This window comes from Ewingella sp. AOP8-B2-18 (assembly GCF_052376015.1).
Taxonomy (GTDB): Bacteria; Pseudomonadota; Gammaproteobacteria; order Enterobacterales; family Enterobacteriaceae; genus Ewingella; species Ewingella allii.
This window is the reverse complement of the sequence record NZ_JBQSVB010000019.1, coordinates 1-18,901: the sequence shown is the minus strand read 5'-3', so window position 1 is coordinate 18,901 and position 18,901 is coordinate 1. Positions and strand designations below refer to the sequence as shown.

The 18,901-nt window shown below is 54.6% G+C and carries 17 protein-coding genes and 1 riboswitch; of the genes, 7 read left to right on the top strand and 10 right to left on the bottom strand.

Going from position 1 to position 18,901, the window contains the following annotated elements:
- Positions 1–52 precede the first annotated feature (52 nt).
- Positions 53–4,273: a DNA-directed RNA polymerase subunit beta' gene (rpoC, locus tag ACT3RR_RS21750; RefSeq protein WP_353500572.1), complete on the top strand. Its 4,221-nt coding sequence runs from the start codon at positions 53–55 to the stop codon at positions 4,271–4,273.
- A gap of 267 nt (positions 4,274–4,540) precedes the next feature.
- On the opposite strand, the gene thiH is transcribed toward rpoC, so the two are convergent.
- From thiH to rsd, 7 genes are all read right to left on the bottom strand, one after another.
- On the bottom strand, positions 4,541–5,707 hold the full coding sequence (gene thiH, locus ACT3RR_RS21745; RefSeq protein ID WP_496201100.1) for a 2-iminoacetate synthase ThiH: 1,167 nt from the start codon (positions 5,705–5,707) through the stop codon (positions 4,541–4,543).
- Positions 5,704–6,489: a thiazole synthase gene (locus tag ACT3RR_RS21740; protein WP_353500573.1), complete on the bottom strand. Its 786-nt coding sequence runs from the start codon at positions 6,487–6,489 to the stop codon at positions 5,704–5,706. The genes thiH and ACT3RR_RS21740 overlap by 4 nt, the downstream gene beginning before the upstream one ends.
- Before the next feature lies 1 nt (position 6,490).
- Positions 6,491–6,691 (bottom strand): sulfur carrier protein ThiS, encoded by a 201-nt coding sequence (thiS, locus tag ACT3RR_RS21735; RefSeq protein WP_353500574.1) that lies wholly within the window; start codon positions 6,689–6,691, stop codon positions 6,491–6,493.
- Positions 6,688–7,437 (bottom strand): HesA/MoeB/ThiF family protein, encoded by a 750-nt coding sequence (locus ACT3RR_RS21730; RefSeq protein WP_353503873.1) that lies wholly within the window; start codon positions 7,435–7,437, stop codon positions 6,688–6,690. Before ACT3RR_RS21730 ends, thiS begins: the two co-directional genes overlap by 4 nt.
- A complete protein-coding gene (gene thiE / locus ACT3RR_RS21725; RefSeq protein WP_496201099.1) occupies positions 7,427–8,083 on the bottom strand; it encodes a thiamine phosphate synthase in 657 nt (218 codons plus the stop codon). Before thiE ends, ACT3RR_RS21730 begins: the two co-directional genes overlap by 11 nt.
- Positions 8,080–10,038, bottom strand: a complete 1,959-nt coding sequence (thiC, locus tag ACT3RR_RS21720; protein ID WP_486034136.1) for a phosphomethylpyrimidine synthase ThiC — start codon at positions 10,036–10,038, stop codon at positions 8,080–8,082. The genes thiE and thiC overlap by 4 nt, the downstream gene beginning before the upstream one ends.
- 139 nt (positions 10,039–10,177) lie before the next feature.
- Positions 10,178–10,305, bottom strand: a riboswitch (TPP riboswitch).
- Positions 10,306–10,386: 81 nt separating this feature from the next.
- Complete coding sequence (gene rsd / locus ACT3RR_RS21715; RefSeq protein ID WP_185688791.1) at positions 10,387–10,902, bottom strand: sigma D regulator; 516 nt, start codon at positions 10,900–10,902, stop codon at positions 10,387–10,389.
- A gap of 106 nt (positions 10,903–11,008) precedes the next feature.
- On the opposite strand from rsd, the gene nudC reads away from it, so the two are divergent.
- From nudC to ACT3RR_RS21685, 6 genes are all read left to right on the top strand, one after another.
- Positions 11,009–11,794, top strand: a complete 786-nt coding sequence (gene nudC / locus ACT3RR_RS21710; protein ID WP_496201098.1) for an NAD(+) diphosphatase — start codon at positions 11,009–11,011, stop codon at positions 11,792–11,794.
- A 66-nt stretch (positions 11,795–11,860) separates the two neighbouring features.
- Entirely contained in the window at positions 11,861–12,925 is a 1,065-nt protein-coding gene (gene hemE, locus ACT3RR_RS21705) for a uroporphyrinogen decarboxylase (RefSeq protein WP_486034134.1), read from the top strand.
- Between the two features lie 19 nt (positions 12,926–12,944).
- Entirely contained in the window at positions 12,945–13,625 is a 681-nt protein-coding gene (nfi, locus tag ACT3RR_RS21700) for a deoxyribonuclease V (protein ID WP_353500613.1), read from the top strand.
- A gap of 71 nt (positions 13,626–13,696) precedes the next feature.
- Complete coding sequence (locus tag ACT3RR_RS21695; RefSeq protein ID WP_034795037.1) at positions 13,697–14,287, top strand: YjaG family protein; 591 nt, start codon at positions 13,697–13,699, stop codon at positions 14,285–14,287.
- A gap of 190 nt (positions 14,288–14,477) precedes the next feature.
- On the top strand, positions 14,478–14,750 hold the full coding sequence (gene hupA / locus ACT3RR_RS21690; protein WP_013577396.1) for a nucleoid-associated protein HU-alpha: 273 nt from the start codon (positions 14,478–14,480) through the stop codon (positions 14,748–14,750).
- Positions 14,751–14,798: 48 nt separating this feature from the next.
- Positions 14,799–15,458 (top strand): DUF1481 domain-containing protein, encoded by a 660-nt coding sequence (locus ACT3RR_RS21685; RefSeq protein ID WP_437341984.1) that lies wholly within the window; start codon positions 14,799–14,801, stop codon positions 15,456–15,458.
- A 76-nt stretch (positions 15,459–15,534) separates the two neighbouring features.
- Here the strand turns inward: ACT3RR_RS21685 and purD are convergent, their stop codons facing one another.
- The 3 genes from purD to ACT3RR_RS21670 form a co-directional block, all read right to left on the bottom strand.
- Positions 15,535–16,824 carry a phosphoribosylamine--glycine ligase gene (gene purD, locus ACT3RR_RS21680; RefSeq protein ID WP_353500614.1) on the bottom strand — a complete coding sequence of 430 codons (1,290 nt, stop codon included), beginning with the start codon at positions 16,822–16,824 and terminating at the stop codon, positions 15,535–15,537.
- A gap of 60 nt (positions 16,825–16,884) precedes the next feature.
- Positions 16,885–18,474, bottom strand: coding sequence for a bifunctional phosphoribosylaminoimidazolecarboxamide formyltransferase/IMP cyclohydrolase (gene purH, locus ACT3RR_RS21675; RefSeq protein WP_353500615.1), 1,590 nt, complete (start codon positions 18,472–18,474; stop codon positions 16,885–16,887).
- A gap of 153 nt (positions 18,475–18,627) precedes the next feature.
- On the bottom strand, positions 18,628–18,901 hold a 274-nt coding region (locus ACT3RR_RS21670), incomplete at its 5' end, for a hypothetical protein (protein ID WP_496201097.1).

Sequence of the window (18,901 nt, the reverse complement as noted above, 5' to 3'; positions counted from 1 at the left end):
TTATCAATAGACAACAGGTGCCTAACAGGTCTAACCCGACGGGAGCCAATCCGTGAAAGACTTACTAAAGTTTCTGAAAGCGCAAACTAAAACCGAAGAGTTTGATGCGATCAAAATTGCTCTGGCATCGCCAGACATGATCCGTTCTTGGTCTTTTGGTGAAGTTAAGAAGCCAGAAACCATTAACTACCGTACGTTCAAACCAGAGCGTGACGGCCTTTTCTGTGCCCGTATTTTCGGACCAGTAAAAGATTACGAATGCCTGTGCGGTAAGTACAAGCGTTTAAAACATCGCGGCGTGATCTGTGAGAAGTGCGGCGTTGAAGTGACCCAGACTAAAGTACGCCGTGAGCGTATGGGCCACATCGAACTGGCATCTCCAACTGCACACATCTGGTTCCTGAAATCTTTGCCATCGCGCATCGGTTTGCTGCTGGATATGCCACTGCGTGATATCGAACGTGTACTGTACTTCGAATCCTATGTGGTTATCGAAGGCGGTATGACCAATCTCGAAAAACGCCAGATCCTGACTGAAGAGCAGTATCTTGACGCGTTGGAAGAGTTTGGTGATGAATTCGACGCCAAGATGGGCGCAGAAGCTATTCAGGCCCTGTTGAAAAACATGGATCTGGAAGCAGAGTGCGAACAGCTGCGTGAAGAGTTGAACGAAACCAACTCCGAAACCAAGCGTAAGAAGCTGACCAAGCGTATCAAGCTGCTGGAAGCGTTCGTTCAATCTGGTAACAAGCCAGAGTGGATGATCCTGACCGTGCTGCCAGTACTGCCGCCAGACTTGCGTCCATTGGTTCCGTTGGACGGCGGTCGTTTCGCAACCTCAGATCTGAACGATCTGTATCGTCGCGTTATCAACCGTAACAACCGTCTGAAACGCCTGCTGGACTTGGCTGCGCCTGACATCATCGTACGTAACGAAAAACGTATGCTGCAAGAAGCGGTAGATGCTTTGCTGGATAACGGCCGTCGCGGTCGTGCTATCACCGGCTCTAACAAGCGTCCGCTGAAATCTCTGGCAGACATGATTAAAGGTAAACAAGGTCGTTTCCGTCAGAACTTGCTGGGTAAACGTGTCGACTACTCTGGTCGTTCCGTTATCACCGTAGGTCCATACCTGCGTCTGCACCAGTGTGGTCTGCCGAAGAAAATGGCTCTGGAACTGTTCAAACCGTTCATCTACGGCAAGCTGGAACTGCGTGGCCTCGCGACCACCATCAAAGCTGCTAAGAAAATGGTTGAGCGCGAAGAAGCTGTCGTTTGGGACATCCTTGACGAAGTTATCCGCGAACACCCGGTACTGCTGAACCGTGCACCAACCCTGCACCGTTTGGGTATCCAGGCGTTTGAACCGGTTCTGATCGAAGGTAAAGCAATCCAGCTGCACCCGCTGGTTTGTGCGGCATATAACGCCGACTTCGATGGTGACCAAATGGCTGTTCACGTACCGTTGACGCTGGAAGCCCAGCTGGAAGCGCGTGCGTTGATGATGTCTACCAACAACATCCTGTCACCAGCGAACGGCGAGCCAATCATCGTTCCTTCTCAGGACGTTGTATTGGGTCTGTACTACATGACCCGTGACTGTGTTAACGCCAAAGGCGAAGGCATGGTTCTGACTGGCCCTAAAGAAGCTGAGCGCATTTACCGCGCCGGTCTGGCTTCTCTGCATGCGCGTGTCAAAGTGCGTATTACAGAAGAAATCAAAAACACTGAAGGCGAGTCTGTACACCAAACGACCATTATCGATACTACGGTTGGCCGTGCGATCCTGTGGATGATCGTACCTAAAGGTCTGCCGTTCTCTATCGTTAACCAGCCGTTGGGTAAAAAAGCTATCTCCAAAATGCTGAACACCTGTTACCGCATTTTGGGCCTGAAGCCGACCGTTATTTTTGCTGACCAGATCATGTACACCGGTTTTGCTTACGCTGCCCGTTCAGGTGCGTCAGTAGGTATCGATGACATGGTTATCCCTGCGAAGAAAGCAGAGATCATCGAAGAAGCAGAAACCGAAGTTGCTGAGATCCAGGAGCAGTTCCAGTCTGGTCTGGTAACCGCTGGCGAACGCTATAACAAAGTGATCGATATCTGGGCCGCAGCTAACGAACGTGTTGCTAAGGCAATGATGGAAAACTTGTCTGTTGAAGACGTCGTCAACCGTGACGGTGTTGTTGAGCAGCAGGTTTCCTTCAACAGCATCTTTATGATGGCCGACTCCGGTGCGCGTGGTTCCGCTGCACAGATTCGTCAGCTGGCCGGTATGCGTGGCCTGATGGCTAAGCCAGATGGTTCCATCATTGAAACGCCAATCACCGCGAACTTCCGTGAAGGTCTGAACGTACTCCAGTACTTCATCTCGACCCACGGTGCTCGTAAAGGTTTGGCGGATACAGCATTGAAAACTGCGAACTCCGGTTATCTGACCCGTCGTCTGGTTGACGTGGCACAGGACCTGGTAGTGACCGAAGACGACTGTGGTACTCACGAAGGCATCATGATGACTCCGGTCATCGAAGGTGGCGACGTTAAAGAACCACTGCGCGAACGCGTTCTGGGTCGTGTAACTGCTGAAGATATCCTTAAGCCGGGTACGGCGGATATTCTGGTTCCACGTAACACCCTGCTTCACGAGAAGACCTGTGATCTGTTAGAAGAGAACTCAGTCGACAGCGTGAAAGTACGTTCAGTCGTAAGCTGTGAAACCGATTTTGGTGTGTGTGCAAACTGCTACGGTCGCGACCTGGCACGTGGTCACATCATCAACAAAGGTGAAGCAGTAGGTGTTATCGCAGCACAGTCCATCGGTGAGCCGGGTACTCAGCTGACGATGCGTACGTTCCACATCGGTGGTGCGGCATCTCGTGCGGCAGCAGAATCCAGCATTCAGGTGAAAAACACCGGTACGATTAAGCTGAGCAACCACAAGCACGTTACTAACGCTAACGGCAAACTGGTTATCACTTCTCGTAACACCGAGCTGAAATTGATCGACGAATTTGGTCGTACCAAAGAAAGCTATAAAGTGCCTTACGGTTCCATCATGGGCAAAGGTGACGGTCAGGCAGTTAACGGCGGCGAAACCGTAGCTAACTGGGATCCGCACACCATGCCTGTAATCAGTGAAGTGGGCGGTTTCATTCGCTTCGCTGATATGGTTGATACCCAGACCATTACCCGTCAGACCGATGATTTGACTGGTTTGTCTTCACTGGTTGTTCTGGATTCTGCAGAGCGTACTGGTAGCGGTAAAGACCTGCGTCCGGCACTGAAAATTGTTGACGCCAAAGGCGACGACGTATTGATCCCAGGTACTGATATGCCTGCTCAATACTTCCTGCCAGGTAAAGCAATTGTACAGCTGGAAGATGGTACTCAGATTCACCCAGGTGACACCTTGGCGCGTATTCCTCAGGAATCCGGCGGTACCAAGGACATCACCGGTGGTCTGCCACGCGTTGCTGACTTGTTCGAAGCGCGTCGTCCGAAAGAGCCTGCAATCCTTGCTGAAATCAGCGGGATCATCTCCTTCGGTAAAGAGACCAAAGGCAAGCGTCGTCTGGTAATTTCTCCGTTGGATGGCAGCGATGCTTACGAAGAAATGATCCCGAAATGGCGTCAGCTGAACGTGTTCGAAGGCGAAGTTGTGGAACGTGGTGACGTTGTATCTGACGGCCCAGAATCTCCACACGACATTCTGCGTTTACGTGGTGTTCATGCGGTTACCCGTTACATCACCAACGAAGTGCAGGAAGTTTACCGTCTGCAAGGCGTTAAGATTAACGATAAACACATCGAAGTTATCGTTCGTCAGATGTTGCGTAAAGGCACCATCGTTAGCGCTGGTGGCACCGACTTCCTGGAAGGCGAGCAGGCAGAAATGTCTCGCGTTAAAATCGCTAACCGTCAGTTGGAAGCTGAAGGCAAAATCACGGCCACGTACACCCGTGACCTGCTGGGTATCACCAAGGCATCCTTGGCGACCGAGTCCTTCATCTCCGCTGCATCGTTCCAGGAAACGACGCGCGTTCTTACCGAAGCCGCTGTTGCGGGTAAACGTGATGAACTGCGCGGCCTGAAAGAAAACGTCATCGTTGGCCGTCTGATCCCAGCCGGTACCGGTTACGCTTATCATCAGGATCGTGCTCGCCGTAAAGCACAGGGCGAAGTGCCTGTTGTTCCGCAGGTTAGCGCGGACGAAGCAACGGCTAACTTGGCTGAATTGCTGAACGCCGGTTTTGGTAACAACGACGAGTAATCGTTTTTGATAGCAGACTGCGTGAAAACCGCTCCTTCGGGGGCGGTTTTTTTTTGCCTGTTGAAAGCGCACTCTAGAAGGAAAATTTGCTGGTGGCGGGGCAAAGAGGTACCGCCCTGAACCGGGGATGAGACCAGTTTAGGGCGGCTTTTGGGAGGCGGAGCCGGGATGGCTGGCTCCGGCCACGGCACAATTGTCGCGGCAAAGACACCTTATCCTTTGCCACTTTTATCGGCGAGGGCCGGTTATCAGCCTCCCGATCCCTATTCAGATAATAGTTTTGGCTCTCAGCGAATCAGCATTTTGTTGCGAGGCGCGTCCAAGGAAACTGTCCCAGTCTTTCCACACCGGCTGCAACCCAGCCAGCGTCAGAGCCTCGGCCACGCGTTTTGGCGAACGGTTATCGTGCGGAGCAAACTGCTCCAGCTCGGGATGGTCATCATCGGCATAGCCGCCGGGCTGTGTTTTAGATCCTGCGCTGACCGTGTTGATCGCCAGCGGCACCACGTGATCGCGAAAGTAAGGCGATTCGCGGGTGGAAAGCGAAAGTTCGACATCCGGCGTAAATAGCCGAAAAGCGCAGATCAGCTGCACCAGCTGATTCTCTTCAAGGATCGACGCAGGCTCAATCCCTCCCGCACAGGGGCGCAATCGTGGGAAAGCCACGGAGTAGCGCGTCTGCCAGTAAGTTTGTTGCAAATAAAACAGGTGCTCCGCCACCATATAGCTGTCGGTCCGCCAGTTGTTGGAGAGGCCGAAAAGGGCGCCCAGCCCGATTTTATCCACGCCTGCTCGGCCCAGCCTGTCCGGCGTTTCCAGCCGCCAGAAAAAGTCCTGCTTCTGCCCGCGCAGGTGGTGCAGGGCGTAGGTCGGCGCATGATAGGTTTCCTGATACACCAGCACGCCGTCCAGCCCCAGCGTTTTCAGTTCGGCATATTCATCCTGCGCCAGCGGCTGAACCTCAATCATCAGGGAATCGAATTTCTGACGAATCGCCGGGAAATGCTGGCGGAAGTAGTCCATTCCCACTTTGCTTTTATGCTCACCCGTCACCAGCAGCAGGTGCTTGAAACCTAAGCTGTTTAAGGCGTCACACTCGCGGTCAATCTCTTCTTCATCCAGCGTTTTGCGCTTGATGCGGTTACTCATTGAGAAGCCGCAGTAGGTGCATTCGTTGGCGCAAAGATTAGATAAGTAGAGCGGGGCGAAGAAATTCACCGTGTTGCCGAAGCGTTGGCGAGTCAGCGCCTGCGCCTTTTGCGCCATCTGCTCGAGATAGGGCAGCGCGGCGGGGGAGATCAGCGCCATAAAATCATCGCGACTGATTTTCGTTTTACCAAGCGCGCGCTCGACATCGCCAGCTGTTTTGCTATTAATCCGCAACGACAGGTCATCCCAGTCGAGGGTTTCCCAGACTTGGGTAAAAGTACTCATGATGTGGCACTCTCAGCCGAAGCAGAAAGGAATCCGGTGAGCGGGCTGGAGGCCGACGCCGTGCGGTGTTTGCCGCCGAGACCGCTGTGGCGGGCCAGCGCGCCGGCTTCTACCGCGAGTTTGAAAGCCTGCGCCATGGCGATTGGGTCGCCCGCGACGGCAATCGCCGTATTGACCAACACCGCGTCCGCGCCGATTTCCAGCGCATCCGCCGCCTGACTTGGCGTACCAATTCCGGCATCCACAATCACCGGCACGCGGGCCTGTTCGATGATGATTTGCAGGAACTCGCGGGTGATCAAACCCTGATTGGAGCCAATTGGCGCGCCAAGCGGCATGACCGCCGCGCAGCCCACTTCTTCCAAACGCTTACACAGCACCGGGTCGGCACCGCAATAAGGCAACACCACAAAGCCTTGTTTTACCAGCGTTTCTGCCGCTTTCAGGGTTTCAACGGCATCCGGCAGCAGGTATTTCACATCCGGGTGAATTTCCAGTTTCACCCAATGAGTGCCCAGCGCTTCTCGCGCCAGCTGGGCGGCAAAAATCGCCTCTTCAGCCGTTTTCGCCCCCGAGGTGTTCGGCAGCAGTTTGACGCCCAGCTTTTGCAGCGGCGCAAGAATGTCGTCGCCGCCGCGGCGCAGGTCCACGCGCTTCATCGCCATGGTCACCAGCTGCGAGCCCGACGCGGCAAGGGCCTGCTGCATCAGCGACGCGCTGGCGAACTTTCCGGTTCCGGTAAACAGACGCGAGGTAAAAGTCATATCAGCAATCTTTAACATGTCATCCTCCAGCGATGGCCTGAAACAGCAAGATATTGTCGCCGTCGGTCAACATGTGCGAAGACCAGTTGTGGCGAGGAATAATCACCTGATTAACCGCCAGTGCGCTGCCCTCCTGCGAGTGATTCAGCTGTTCAAGTAGGTCCAGCAGGGTGAGAGGCGCGGCGAAATGGTGAGGTTCATCATTTATCATCAGCTTCACGGTTTAGCTCCACATACCGCGCAAAGGTCTGAGCGCGTGAGTTGGGCCGTCCGCCAGCTTTGCTGTTTGCCGTCGAATAAGCGTAATTTTCCGCTCAGCGAACTGCCGAGCCCGGCGATAATTTTCAAGGCTTCTAAGGCTTGCAGCGTGCCAATCACACCGACCACCGGGCCGAGCACCCCGGCGGTGCGGCAATTGCGCACCGGCGTGTGGTGGTCGGGGTAGAGGCAGGCGTAGCAGCCGTGAGAATAAGGCGGTTCGAGCACCAGCAGCTGGCCGCTAAAGCCCACCGCGCTGCCGCTAATCAAGGTTTTTTGATTCTCAACGCAGGCCTGATTGATGGCGTGTCGAGTGGCCATGTTGTCGCTGCAATCCAGCACCAGATCCGCAGCTCGCACCGCCTCGGTGAGGGGCTGACCCTCCAGCCGCTGCTCGATTGCCACGATTTCACACTCCGGGTTCAGCCTGAGTAACTCGCGCTTGGCGACCGCCGCCTTGGGCTTATCCACGTCGGCGCTGCGATAGATAACCTGCCGCTGCAAATTCGAAATATGCAGTGCGTCGTCATCCGCCAGCGTCAGTTTGCCGACGCCAGCCGCCGCAAGGTAGAGCGAGGCGGGAGAGCCTAGCCCGCCAAGGCCGACAATCAGCACCTTGGCGGCGTCTATTTTCTCCTGCCCGTCGGGGCCAAACTCCTCGAGCAGCAGCTGGCGGCTGTAACGCATAAAGGATTGATCATTGAGCATCATCAGCCTCTTCACTGGCGCAGAGCGCCAGAAGTTCCGCGGTTGCCTTGCGCCAGTCCGCCGCCTGCGTAATGGCGCTGACCACCGCGATGCTGCCGACGCCGGTGGCTAACACCGACGGCGCTTTGTCGATGCTAATGCCGCCAATCGCCACGGTGGGGAAGCTGCCGTCGAGCTGCCTGATGTGGCGCTCCAGCTCCTGCAAGCCCTGCGGCGCGGAAGGCATCTCTTTGGTTTGCGTCGGGAAAATATGGCCGAGGGCGATATAAGAAGGCTTCACCGCCACGGCGCGCGCCAGCTCGGCATCGTCATGGGTCGAAACCCCCAAACGCAGCCCGGCGGCGTGAATTGCCCCTAAGTCGGCAGTGTCGAGATCTTCCTGTCCGAGATGCACGCCGTAGGCCCGATGTTTCACCGCCAGACGCCAATAGTCATTAATAAACAGCTGTGCCTGATGCTGATAGCCCAATGCGATGGCCTGAATAATGGCCGGTTCGACCTCTTCGTCAGGCAGGTCTTTGACCCGCAGCTGAATAGTTTTAACGCCTGCCTCCAGCAGGCGGGCTATCCATTCAACGCTGTCTACCACCGGGTAAAGCCCCAGACGGAAAGGAACGGCGGGGAAGGCGTGGGTTAGCGCGCTCATTTGCCGGCCTCCGCGCTGAAGCTGTCGGCCGGGTGGTAAAGCTCGCTGCCGCGTGAACGGAACTCAGACGACATTTGCGCCATGCCGGTTTGCACAATCTCGATAGGCTGCGCCTGAGTTTCCAAGGTGGCTGCGTAATCGCGCACTTCTTGGGTGATTTTCATCGAGCAGAATTTCGGGCCGCACATTGAGCAGAAGTGGGCAACTTTGCCTGACTCCTGCGGCAGAGTTTCATCGTGGTAGGCCCGCGCCGTGGCGGGATCGAGAGCCAGATTGAACTGATCTTCCCAGCGGAATTCAAAACGCGCTTTCGACATGGCGTTATCGCGGATCTGCGCGCCCGGATGCCCTTTCGCCAGATCCGCCGCGTGGGCGGCAATCTTGTAGGTGATCAACCCTTGCTTCACGTCCTCTTTGTTCGGCAGGCCGAGGTGCTCTTTCGGCGTGACATAACACAGCATGGCGCAGCCGAACCAGCCGATCATCGCCGCGCCGATACCCGAGGTGAAGTGATCATAGCCCGGCGCAATGTCCGTGGTCAGTGGCCCCAGCGTGTAGAACGGTGCCTCGTGGCAGTGTTCCAGCTCTTCCGTCATGTTGCGGCGGATCATCTGCATCGGCACGTGGCCCGGCCCTTCAATCATCACCTGAACATCATATTCCCAGGCGATTTTGGTCAGCTCGCCCAAGGTGCGCAGCTCGGCGAACTGGGCTTCGTCATTGGCATCCTGAATAGAACCCGGACGCAGGCCATCGCCCAGCGACAGAGAGACGTCATAGGCGGCGCAAATCTCACAAATTTCGCGGAAATGCTCAAACAGGAAGCTCTCTTTATGGTGCGACAGGCACCATTTCGCCATGATTGAGCCGCCGCGCGACACAATGCCTGTTAGGCGTTTGGCAGTCATTGGCACGTAGCGCAGCAGCACGCCCGCGTGGATGGTGAAGTAGTCAACGCCTTGCTCCGCTTGCTCCAGCAGGGTGTCGCGGAACATCTCCCAGTTCAGGTCTTCTGCAATGCCATTCACTTTTTCCAAGGCTTGGTAGATCGGCACTGTGCCGATAGGCACCGGGCTGTTACGCAAAATCCATTCGCGGGTTTCGTGGATATAGCGGCCAGTGGACAGGTCCATTACGGTGTCCGCGCCCCAGCGGGTGGACCACACCAGTTTTTCCACCTCTTCTTCGATAGAGGAAGTCACCGCCGAGTTGCCGATGTTGGCATTCACTTTCACCAAGAAGTTGCGGCCGATAATCATCGGTTCGGACTCTGGATGGTTGATGTTAGCGGGGATAATCGCCCGGCCTGCGGCCACTTCCTGACGCACGAATTCCGCCGTGATATTGGCGGGCAGGTGAGCACCAAAGCTCTCCCCCGGATGCTGCTGGCGCAGCACTTCACCGCGAATTCGCTCACGGCCCATGTTTTCGCGGATGGCGATGAACTCCATTTCCGGGGTGATTATCCCCTGGCGGGCATAGTGCAGCTGGGTGACATTTTTACCCGCCAGTGCCTTGCGCGGGCGAGGCAAATGCTCGAAGCGCAGGTGGTCCAGCCCGTCATCGGCCAGACGCTGCTGGGTAAAGCCGGAGCTTACCTGTGGCAGCTCTTCGGTATCGTTGCGTGAAGCAATCCAGCCCGCACGCAGCTTCTCCAGACCGGCGTGGACATCAATCGTCGCCTCGGGATCGCCATAAGGCCCGGCGGTGTCATACACCGGAATGGCTTCGTTTTCCTCATAGCGCGGATTGTCTTTGGTGCCGCTAATGAGCGTCGGGCTGAGTTGGATCTCGCGCATCGGCACGCGCACGTCGGCGCGCTCGCCTTGCAGATAAATACGTTTGGAGTTAGGGAAGGCGACGCCCTGCAGGCTGTCGATAAAATCTTGAGCTTCGGCGCGCTGCTCGCGACGGTTTACGGGCTTTTTAGGGGTGTTTGACTGAATGCTCGACATAGCAAATTCCTCGTGTTTTTCATGATAAAAAACGTTACGTGATGGAAAATTGCTTGTCTGGAGGTTTACGGCAGGAGTAAAAACGGTCGATTTAGCCGCCAAAGGCCGTGGCGATGCAGGGCCGAAATGAGGCTAAACGCATGACATTACTCTTGTTCCCTTCGCGGGTATTAACCCGATCAGGTTCCGCGGATCCCGAATTAACGGTCTCAGCCTGGCGTAACGTCCGTGAGGAACATCATGCGCTAGGCACTCCGACAAGAAGCCCCAATATAGGGGGCTGAAAAATAAACTACAACCCAGATAGGGTTATTTAATGTTGAAATAGGTTAATCGATTGTTTCGAAATTACGCCGGACGTTCGAGGATCTGGTCGTTTGCAACGGGTGGTAACACATCTTGTGAAGGTTCGAATGCTAAGGTAATTAGCTGATCTTCAAGGACAAAGCGCGCATCTAAAGCTTCGCCGATATCGGAAAGCGCATAGTGGAAAGCAAAGGCGTTGTCATCGGTGATATCTGTTTCGGTATAACTGTCATGGAAAGCCATGATAGCTTCGGTGTTCAGTTCAAGGGCTGGATAGATTTTCGACGCAATCAGCTGTTTTGGGCTGTCGATACCTTCAACTTCATCGATAATACGGTGGTAAAGGTGGAAATGGCCGGCTGAGAGATAATCCACCAAGTTGTGGCAAAAGTTATCCAGCGCTTTTTCGTTTAGCGGGGTATGCTTTTCTTTGTTCGGTTTCAGTCCAACAAGCGTGCAATAGGAGACTAAGAGTTCTTTGCGCGCATGAAGCCACTGATCGATTAACTCGTTACTGCCACCAACGCGTTGGGTCAGTCTTTCCAGACGATTTAGCATGGTTGACTCCGTGAGCGAGAGAAAAGTAACCAAAAGGTTAAAGGTTACTAATATTTAACTTCCGAAAACCAGATTGTCAGTCTCGTCGAGGTTATGCAACAACAATATGGAATTACAGATAACAGACCAACATAACGGCTGGTGGGTGATCAGCCACGAGGGCAAGCTGTGGCTGCCACAGGGCGAATTACCTTTTGGTAATGCGGCGCAATTCTCGCTGATTGGCAAAATTGGCCGACAAATTGGCGAATGGCAGGGTGCGCCGGTTTGGCTGGTTCGTCAGGCGATGGACAACAATATGTTCTCCGCACGCCAACTGCTGGATCAGGACAAAGGCTTATTCCAGCTGGTGGGGCGCGGCGTGCAGCTCGCCGAGTTCTACCGTTCGCATAAGTTTTGCGGTTACTGCGGCCATGAAATGCAAGTCAGCAAAACCGAGTGGGCCGCCCTGTGCAGCCACTGCCGTGAACGCTATTACCCGCAAATCGCCCCCTGCATTATCGTCGCTATCCGTAAAGGTGAAGAGATTTTGCTGGCGCAGCATGTTCGCCACCGCAATGGCATCCACACCGTGCTGGCCGGGTTTGTCGAAGTTGGCGAAACGCTGGAAGAGACCGTGGCCCGCGAAGTGATGGAAGAGAGCAATGTGCGCGTTAAAAACGTGCGTTATGTCAGCTCCCAGCCGTGGCCTTTCCCGAACTCCCTGATGATGGCCTTTATGGCGGAATACGACGGCGGCGACATCAAACACGACCCGAAAGAGCTGCTTAACGCTGGGTGGTATCGCTTCGACGCCTTACCGCAGCTGCCGCCGGTCGGCACTATTGCCCGTCGACTGATTGAAGATACTGTCGTGCTGTGCCGCGCCGAGCGTGACGGCGATGCCGAATAGCAGGCATGCTACAATGCCGCCCAGATGAATGCCGTGCGGCCAAGATTATTGAAGGAATGAGTAACAATGAGTGAGTTGAAGAACGATCGCTACCTGCGCGCTTTACTGCGTCAGCCCGTTGATGTGACCCCGGTGTGGATGATGCGTCAGGCCGGGCGCTATTTGCCAGAATACAAAGAGACTCGCGCGCAGGCCGGGGATTTTATGTCGCTGTGCAAAAACGCCGAGCTGGCGTGTGAAGTGACGCTACAGCCTCTGCGCCGTTATGCGCTGGATGCGGCGATCCTGTTCTCCGATATTCTGACCATTCCTGATGCCATGGGCCTTGGGCTGTATTTCGAGACTGGCGAAGGCCCGCGTTTCACTTCTCCGCTGACCTGCCGCGCTGACGTTGAAAAGCTGCCAATCCCTGATCCAGAGATGGAATTGGGCTATGTGATGAATGCCGTGCGCACCATTCGCAAAAACCTGAAAGGCGAAGTGCCGCTGATTGGCTTCTCCGGCAGTCCGTGGACGCTGGCGACCTATATGGTTGAAGGCGGCAGCAGCAAAGTCTTCACCAAACTGAAAAAGATGATGTATGCCGAACCGGCAACCCTGCACCTGTTGCTGGATAAGCTGGCGGACAGCGTGATTTTGTATCTCAACGCGCAAATCAAAGCCGGCGCTCAGTCGGTGATGGTGTTCGACACCTGGGGCGGCGTGCTGACCCCTCGCGATTACCGCGAATTCTCCCTGAACTATATGCATAAAATCGTTGATGGCCTGATTCGTGAACACGACGGACGCCGCGTGCCGGTAACGCTGTTCACCAAAGGCGGAGGGCAGTGGCTGGAAGCGATGGCTGCCACCGGCTGTGACGCGCTGGGTCTGGACTGGACCACGGACATTGCCGATGCGCGCCGTCGCGTGGGCGACAAAGTTGCCCTGCAAGGTAACATGGACCCGTCTATGCTTTACGCTAAGCCTGCGCGCATTGAGCAGGAAGTCGAAACGATTTTATCTGGTTTCGGCAGCGGTAATGGTCACGTCTTCAACCTGGGACATGGCATTCATCAGGACGTGCCGCCTGAGAATGCCGGCGTCTTCGTGGAGGCCGTGCACAACTTATCGCGCCGTTTCCATCAGTAAGCGCTTATAAGGTATAGGAATGATTGATACTCGAGTTTTACGAGAAGAGCAGAGGGTGCTGGCGGATAATATTGTCCTACAGGACCCGGACGGTTTTCAGACGCCGCGCTTTATTGCCGGTGCTGACGTAGGATTCGAGCAGGGGGGCGAGGTGACGCGGGCGGCGATTGCTATCCTGAGTTATCCCTCCCTTGAGCTGGTGGAATACCAGATTGCCCGTATCGCGACCACCATGCCCTATATCCCCGGTTTTCTCTCTTTCCGTGAGCTGCCAGCGCTGATGCAGGCCTGGCAGCAGCTTCAACAGCAGCCTGACTTAGTGCTGGTAGACGGGCAGGGCATTGCGCATCCAAGACGTTTGGGCGTCGCCAGCCATTTTGGCTTGATGATCGACGTGCCGACCATTGGTGTCGCAAAAAGCCGCCTGTTCGGCAAGTTTTTACCCCTCGAAGATGCCCTGCATAGCCGACAGTCGCTGTATGACCGCGACGAACAAATTGGCTGGGTGTGGCGCAGTAAACTACGCTGTAACCCATTGTTCATTTCACCCGGAAATCACATCAGCATAGAATCTGCTTTTTTCTGGGTGGAACAATGCATGCGGGGTTATCGACTACCTGAACCTACTCGTTGGGCCGACGCCGTCGCCTCAAATAGGGTAGCATTTCAGCGCTGGCAGCGCCTGAGCGGGAATCTTTAGGAATCAAGGCATAGGGATCTGCAATCATTTCAGGTAAACTCCTGCGCAGAAAAAGTTAACGAGAACCAACCATGTTACGTAATCCGATACATTTACGTCTGGAGAAGCTAGAAAGCTGGCAACACCTGACGTTTATGGCGAGCCTTTGTGAGCGCATGTATCCCAACTATCAGATGTTCTGTCTGCAATCCGGGTTCGGCGAACCACAGCTGTACCGTCGTATCTTGGATTTGGTTTGGGAAACGCTGGTGGTCAAGGACGCCAAAGTCAATTTTGACACACAGCTTGAGAAGTTAGAGGAGGCGGTGCCTTCTGCTGAAGACTACGATATTTACGGCGTTTACCCAGCAATTGACGCCTGTATCGCATTAGGTGAACTGATCCACTCGCGGCTCAGCGGTGAGACGCTCTCGCATGCGATTGCTGTCAGTGAAACGTCAATTCGCACCGTTGCTATGCTTGAGATGACTCAGGCTGGCAAAGAAATGACCGATGAAGAACTGAAAGTTATCCCTGCTGTTGAGGAAGAATGGGACATCCAATGGGAGATTTTCCGCCTGTTGGCTGACTGTGAAGAGCGTGACCTTGAATTAATAAAAGGGTTACGTTCTGACCTGCGTGAAGCCGCCGTGAGTAACATTGGCATAAATTTAGCGCAATAAGGCAAGAAAACGTGATTTAACGCCTGATTTGTCGTGCCTTAAGGCTTCACATCCGCACCCTGTCTGGTCTACATTTGGGGTGCGTAAAAAAAGTGGCTATCGGTGCGTGTATGCAGGAGGGTGCTGTCAATCGGCATATCCGTCGCACTCGATGCTTTGCAAACGATAAACACACTGTAAAGGATAACTTATGAACAAGACTCAACTGATTGATGTAATTGCGGACAAAGCTGATCTTTCCAAAGCACAGGCCAAAGTTGCTCTTGAATCTACACTGTCTGCTATTACCGAGTCTCTGAAAGAAGGTGATGCTGTACAATTGGTTGGTTTCGGGACTTTCAAGGTAAATCATCGTAACGAGCGTACTGGTCGTAACCCACAGACTGGTAAAGAAATCAAAATCGCAGCTGCCAACGTGCCTGCGTTCGTTTCTGGTAAAGCTCTGAAAGACGCTGTTAAGTAATTGCTTGCAGTGAAAAGAATAAGCGAGGGGGCGGCTAAGCGGCCCCTTTTGTTTATCACCTCCAAACTGGCTGCCGCTTTGCTGGTACTCGGTTTGGTGGGTTGCAGTTCCAAAGACACCACGCCGCTGTTCAGCGCCAGTGGTTATGTCGCTGACCAAGGGATTAATCGCCTGTGGCGTCGCGACAACGCCGACCACCACCCTCAAACTATCGTCAACGTGTACAGCCCCTACTATGGTGGTGACACGGTGATCACCCGCTATGAATATCAGCAAGACCAACTGCACCTGATGCGCGAAACCCACGCCACCAAGACCGATCTTGGAGTGATGCTGCGATTCGACAATGAAGGCCACGTCAGCTTTATGCAGAGACAGCTCCCCGAACGCCGGGAAAAGCTCTCGTCAGATGATATCGAGCTGTACAAATATAAAGCCGCGAAGTTGCTCGAACTCAGCAACACGCTGCGCGCCGGTAACGTCCAGCTGATTCAGGGGCAGTGGAAACAGGGCAATATTACCTCTTGCGCGGGCCAGCCCGTCACTCTAAGCCTCAGCGTTCGCTCGCAGGTTTGGTTAGCCAAGCGCGCCGCGCAGGCCAATGACCGCCTTGGGCTAGCTTGGCTCAGTGCGCCAGAAGGGGATGAATTGCTGCTGGTGGCCAATGAAGATTTCTGTAAGTGGGAACCGAAAGAGTCCGACTTATAAGCCAAGAGACTTGGCGAAAGCTGTATAAATAAGAAAGGCACGCCGAAGCGTGCCTTTTGCCGTTCTGGGGCAGGGGTTACTGGTCTTGCTCGCGAGCAATGGCGCGATAACCGATATCTTTACGGCAGAAGCTGCCTTCCCAACTGATATCTTTCGCCAACTGGTAAGCGCGTAACTGTGCGGCGGCCACCGTTTTGCCCAGTGCGGTAACACAGAGCACGCGGCCACCGTTGGTCACGACGCGCTCATTCTGCAGACGGGTCCCGGCGTGGAACACTTTACCGTCCGGCACTTCCTCCAGCGGCAAGCCGTGGATCGGCTGACCATTGTGGTAGTTCCCCGGATAGCCGCCCGCGGCCAGAACCACGCCAAGAGAAGGGCGCGGATCCCATTCTGAGGTCACTTCGTCCAAGCGACCTTCTGCACCGGCAAGACACAGCTCCACCAGGTCAGAGCGCAGACGCAGCATGATTGGCTGAGTTTCTGGGTCGCCAAAGCGGCAGTTGAATTCAATCACCTTCGGCTGGCCGTCGGCAGAAATCATCAGACCAGCGTACAGGAAGCCAGTATAGGTGTTGTTCTCAGCCGCCATGCCGCGCACGGTTGGCCAGATCACCTGATCCATCACGCGCTGGTGGATCTCATCGGTCACTACCGGAGCCGGTGAATAGGCACCCATGCCGCCGGTGTTCGGGCCAGTATCGCCATCGCCGACGCGCTTGTGGTCTTGGCTGGTGGCCATCGGCAGCACATTTTTGCCATCAACCATGACGATAAAGCTGGCTTCTTCGCCGTCGAGGAACTCTTCGATAACAATTCTATGCCCGGCGTCGCCAAAGGCATTTCCCGCCAGCATGTCATTAACGGCGGCTTCTGCCTCTTCCAGCGTCATGGCGACAATCACGCCTTTACCTGCGGCAAGGCCGTCGGCTTTGATGACGATTGGCGCGCCTTTGCTGCGCAGGTAGGCCAGTGCTGGCTCAACTTCGGTAAAGTTCTGGTAATCCGCACTTGGGATCTTGTGGCGAGCTAAGAAATCTTTGGTGAAGGCTTTTGACCCTTCAAGCTGGGCCGCTTCTTGCGTCGGGCCGAAGATTTTCAAACCGGCAGCACGGAAAGCGTCTACTACGCCGATAACCAGCGGCGCTTCTGGCCCAACGATTGTCAGACCAATGTTGTGGCTCTGGGCGAAGGCCAGCAGGCCAGCAACGTCGGTGGCGGCGATGTCCACATTCTCAAGCAGAGGCTCTAGTGCCGTGCCCGCATTGCCTGGAGCAACATAGACTTTATCCGCCAGCGGGGACTGTGAGGCTTTCCACGCTAAGGCGTGTTCACGCCCGCCGTTACCAATAATTAAAATATTCATGAGAAGCTCCGGGTGAGCGGGCTGAGTCAGCCCGCTAAAAAATGAGTCGTGGTCTATGAATTAATGGCGGAAATGACGCATGTCGGTAAAGAGCATGGCGATACCGTGCTCGTTTGCCGCGGCGATAACTTCATCATCGCGAATTGAACCGCCCGGCTGAATCACGCAGGTAATGCCCACGGCAGCGGCGGCATCAATACCATCGCGGAATGGGAAGAAGGCGTCGGACGCCATGACGGAACCCGCCACTTCTAAACCTTCATCCCCGGCTTTGATACCGGCAATCTTCGCCGAGTAGACGCGGCTCATTTGGCCTGCGCCAATGCCGATCGTCATTTTGTCGCGGGCATAAACAATGGCGTTGGATTTAACGAACTTCGCCACTTTCCAGCAGAACAGGGCATCGGACAGCTCTTGCTCAGTCGGCTGGCGGGAAGAGACCACGCGCAGGTCTGAGGCTTCAACCATACCCAAATCTCGGTCTTGCACTAACAGGCCGCCATTCACGCGTTTGAAGTCCAGCGCGTTTTGGCGGCTTTGCCACTGTCCGCAGGTTAACACGCGAACGTTTTGTTTAGCCGCGGTCAGTGCCAGAGCCTCTTCGCTCACGGAAGGGGCGATGATCACCTCCACAAACTGGCGGCTGATGATGGCTTTGGCGGTATCAGCATCCAACTCGCGGTTGAAAGCGATAATGCCGCCGAAAGCAGAAGTCGGGTCGGTTTTATAGGCGCGCTCATAGGCTGCCAGAATGGAATCGCCGATGGCTACGCCGCACGGGTTGGCGTGCTTAACAATGACGCAGGCCGGCTCTGCAAACTCTTTCACACACTCCAGAGCAGCATCGGTATCCGCAATATTGTTGTAAGAGAGCGCTTTGCCTTGCAGCTGCTGCGAGGTGGCGACCGAAGCTTCGCTAACATTCTCTTCTATATAGAAGGCTGCGTTTTGATGGCTGTTCTCGCCATAACGCATATCTTGCTTCTTGATGTAGCTCAGATTCAGGGTGCGCGGGAACTGGCCGGAAGGCTTGTCGGTTTCGCCGTGGTAAGCCGGAACCATAGTACCGAAGTAGTTGGCAATCATGCCGTCGTAAGCCGCGGTGTGCTCAAAGGCTTTAATCGCCAGGTTGAAACGGGTTTCCAGCGTCAGGGAGCCGTCGTTGTTATCCATCTCTTCTATAATAGAAGCGAAGTCCCCATTCTTAACCACAATCGCCACGTCTTTATGGTTCTTCGCCGCTGAGCGAACCATGGTTGGCCCGCCGATATCAATATTCTCAACCGCGTCTTCCAGTGAACAGTCTGGGCGCGCAACGGTTTGGGCAAACGGGTAAAGGTTGACGACCACCATATCAATAGGCGCGATGGCGTGTTGCGCCATGATCTCATCGTCTTTGCCTCTGCGACCTAAAATCCCGCCGTGCACTTTTGGGTGCAAGGTCTTGACGCGTCCATCCATCATCTCCGGGAACCCGGTGTAGTCAGAAACTTCGGTCACCGGCAGGCCTGCATCAGCGAGTAAGCGAGCAGTTCCGCCTGTAGAGAGCAATTCCACGCCGCGTTGCACTAAAGCTTCGGCGAATTCTACGATACCGGCCTTATCAGAAACGCTGAGTAGGGCACGGCGGATTGGACGAGGTTGTAACATGGTGGTTATTTCCTTGGCTTTGAAGTCGCAGTAAAGAGTGTTATCTGAGTTCAAGAGGCGCTTTCTTCTCTTTATATAGAGTAATTTTGAGAAAAGAGCGGCTTTGCACTGAGATAACTGTCCTTTCGCATCTCATTTTTCTTAGTTGTTACCTTAATGAACGTAAAAACAGACGCGCGAAATTGTAGCGAAAACGATTGCGCGGCGCTCGTAAAATTTGAGCAAGATGTTGCTCTGTGGATAAGTTTGTGTAAAACACGGTATAAGCGGTGTATTTGCTGTGGAATGCAGCAAACGGTAATTTTTCTTAAAATTAGCCCTTGCGGCCTGCTCAGAACTCCCTATAATGCCGCTCCATCGACAGGGAACAACGTGAACAACATCACGAAGTGAACGAGTCGGAAAGATTATAAACAGCGGCAACCGG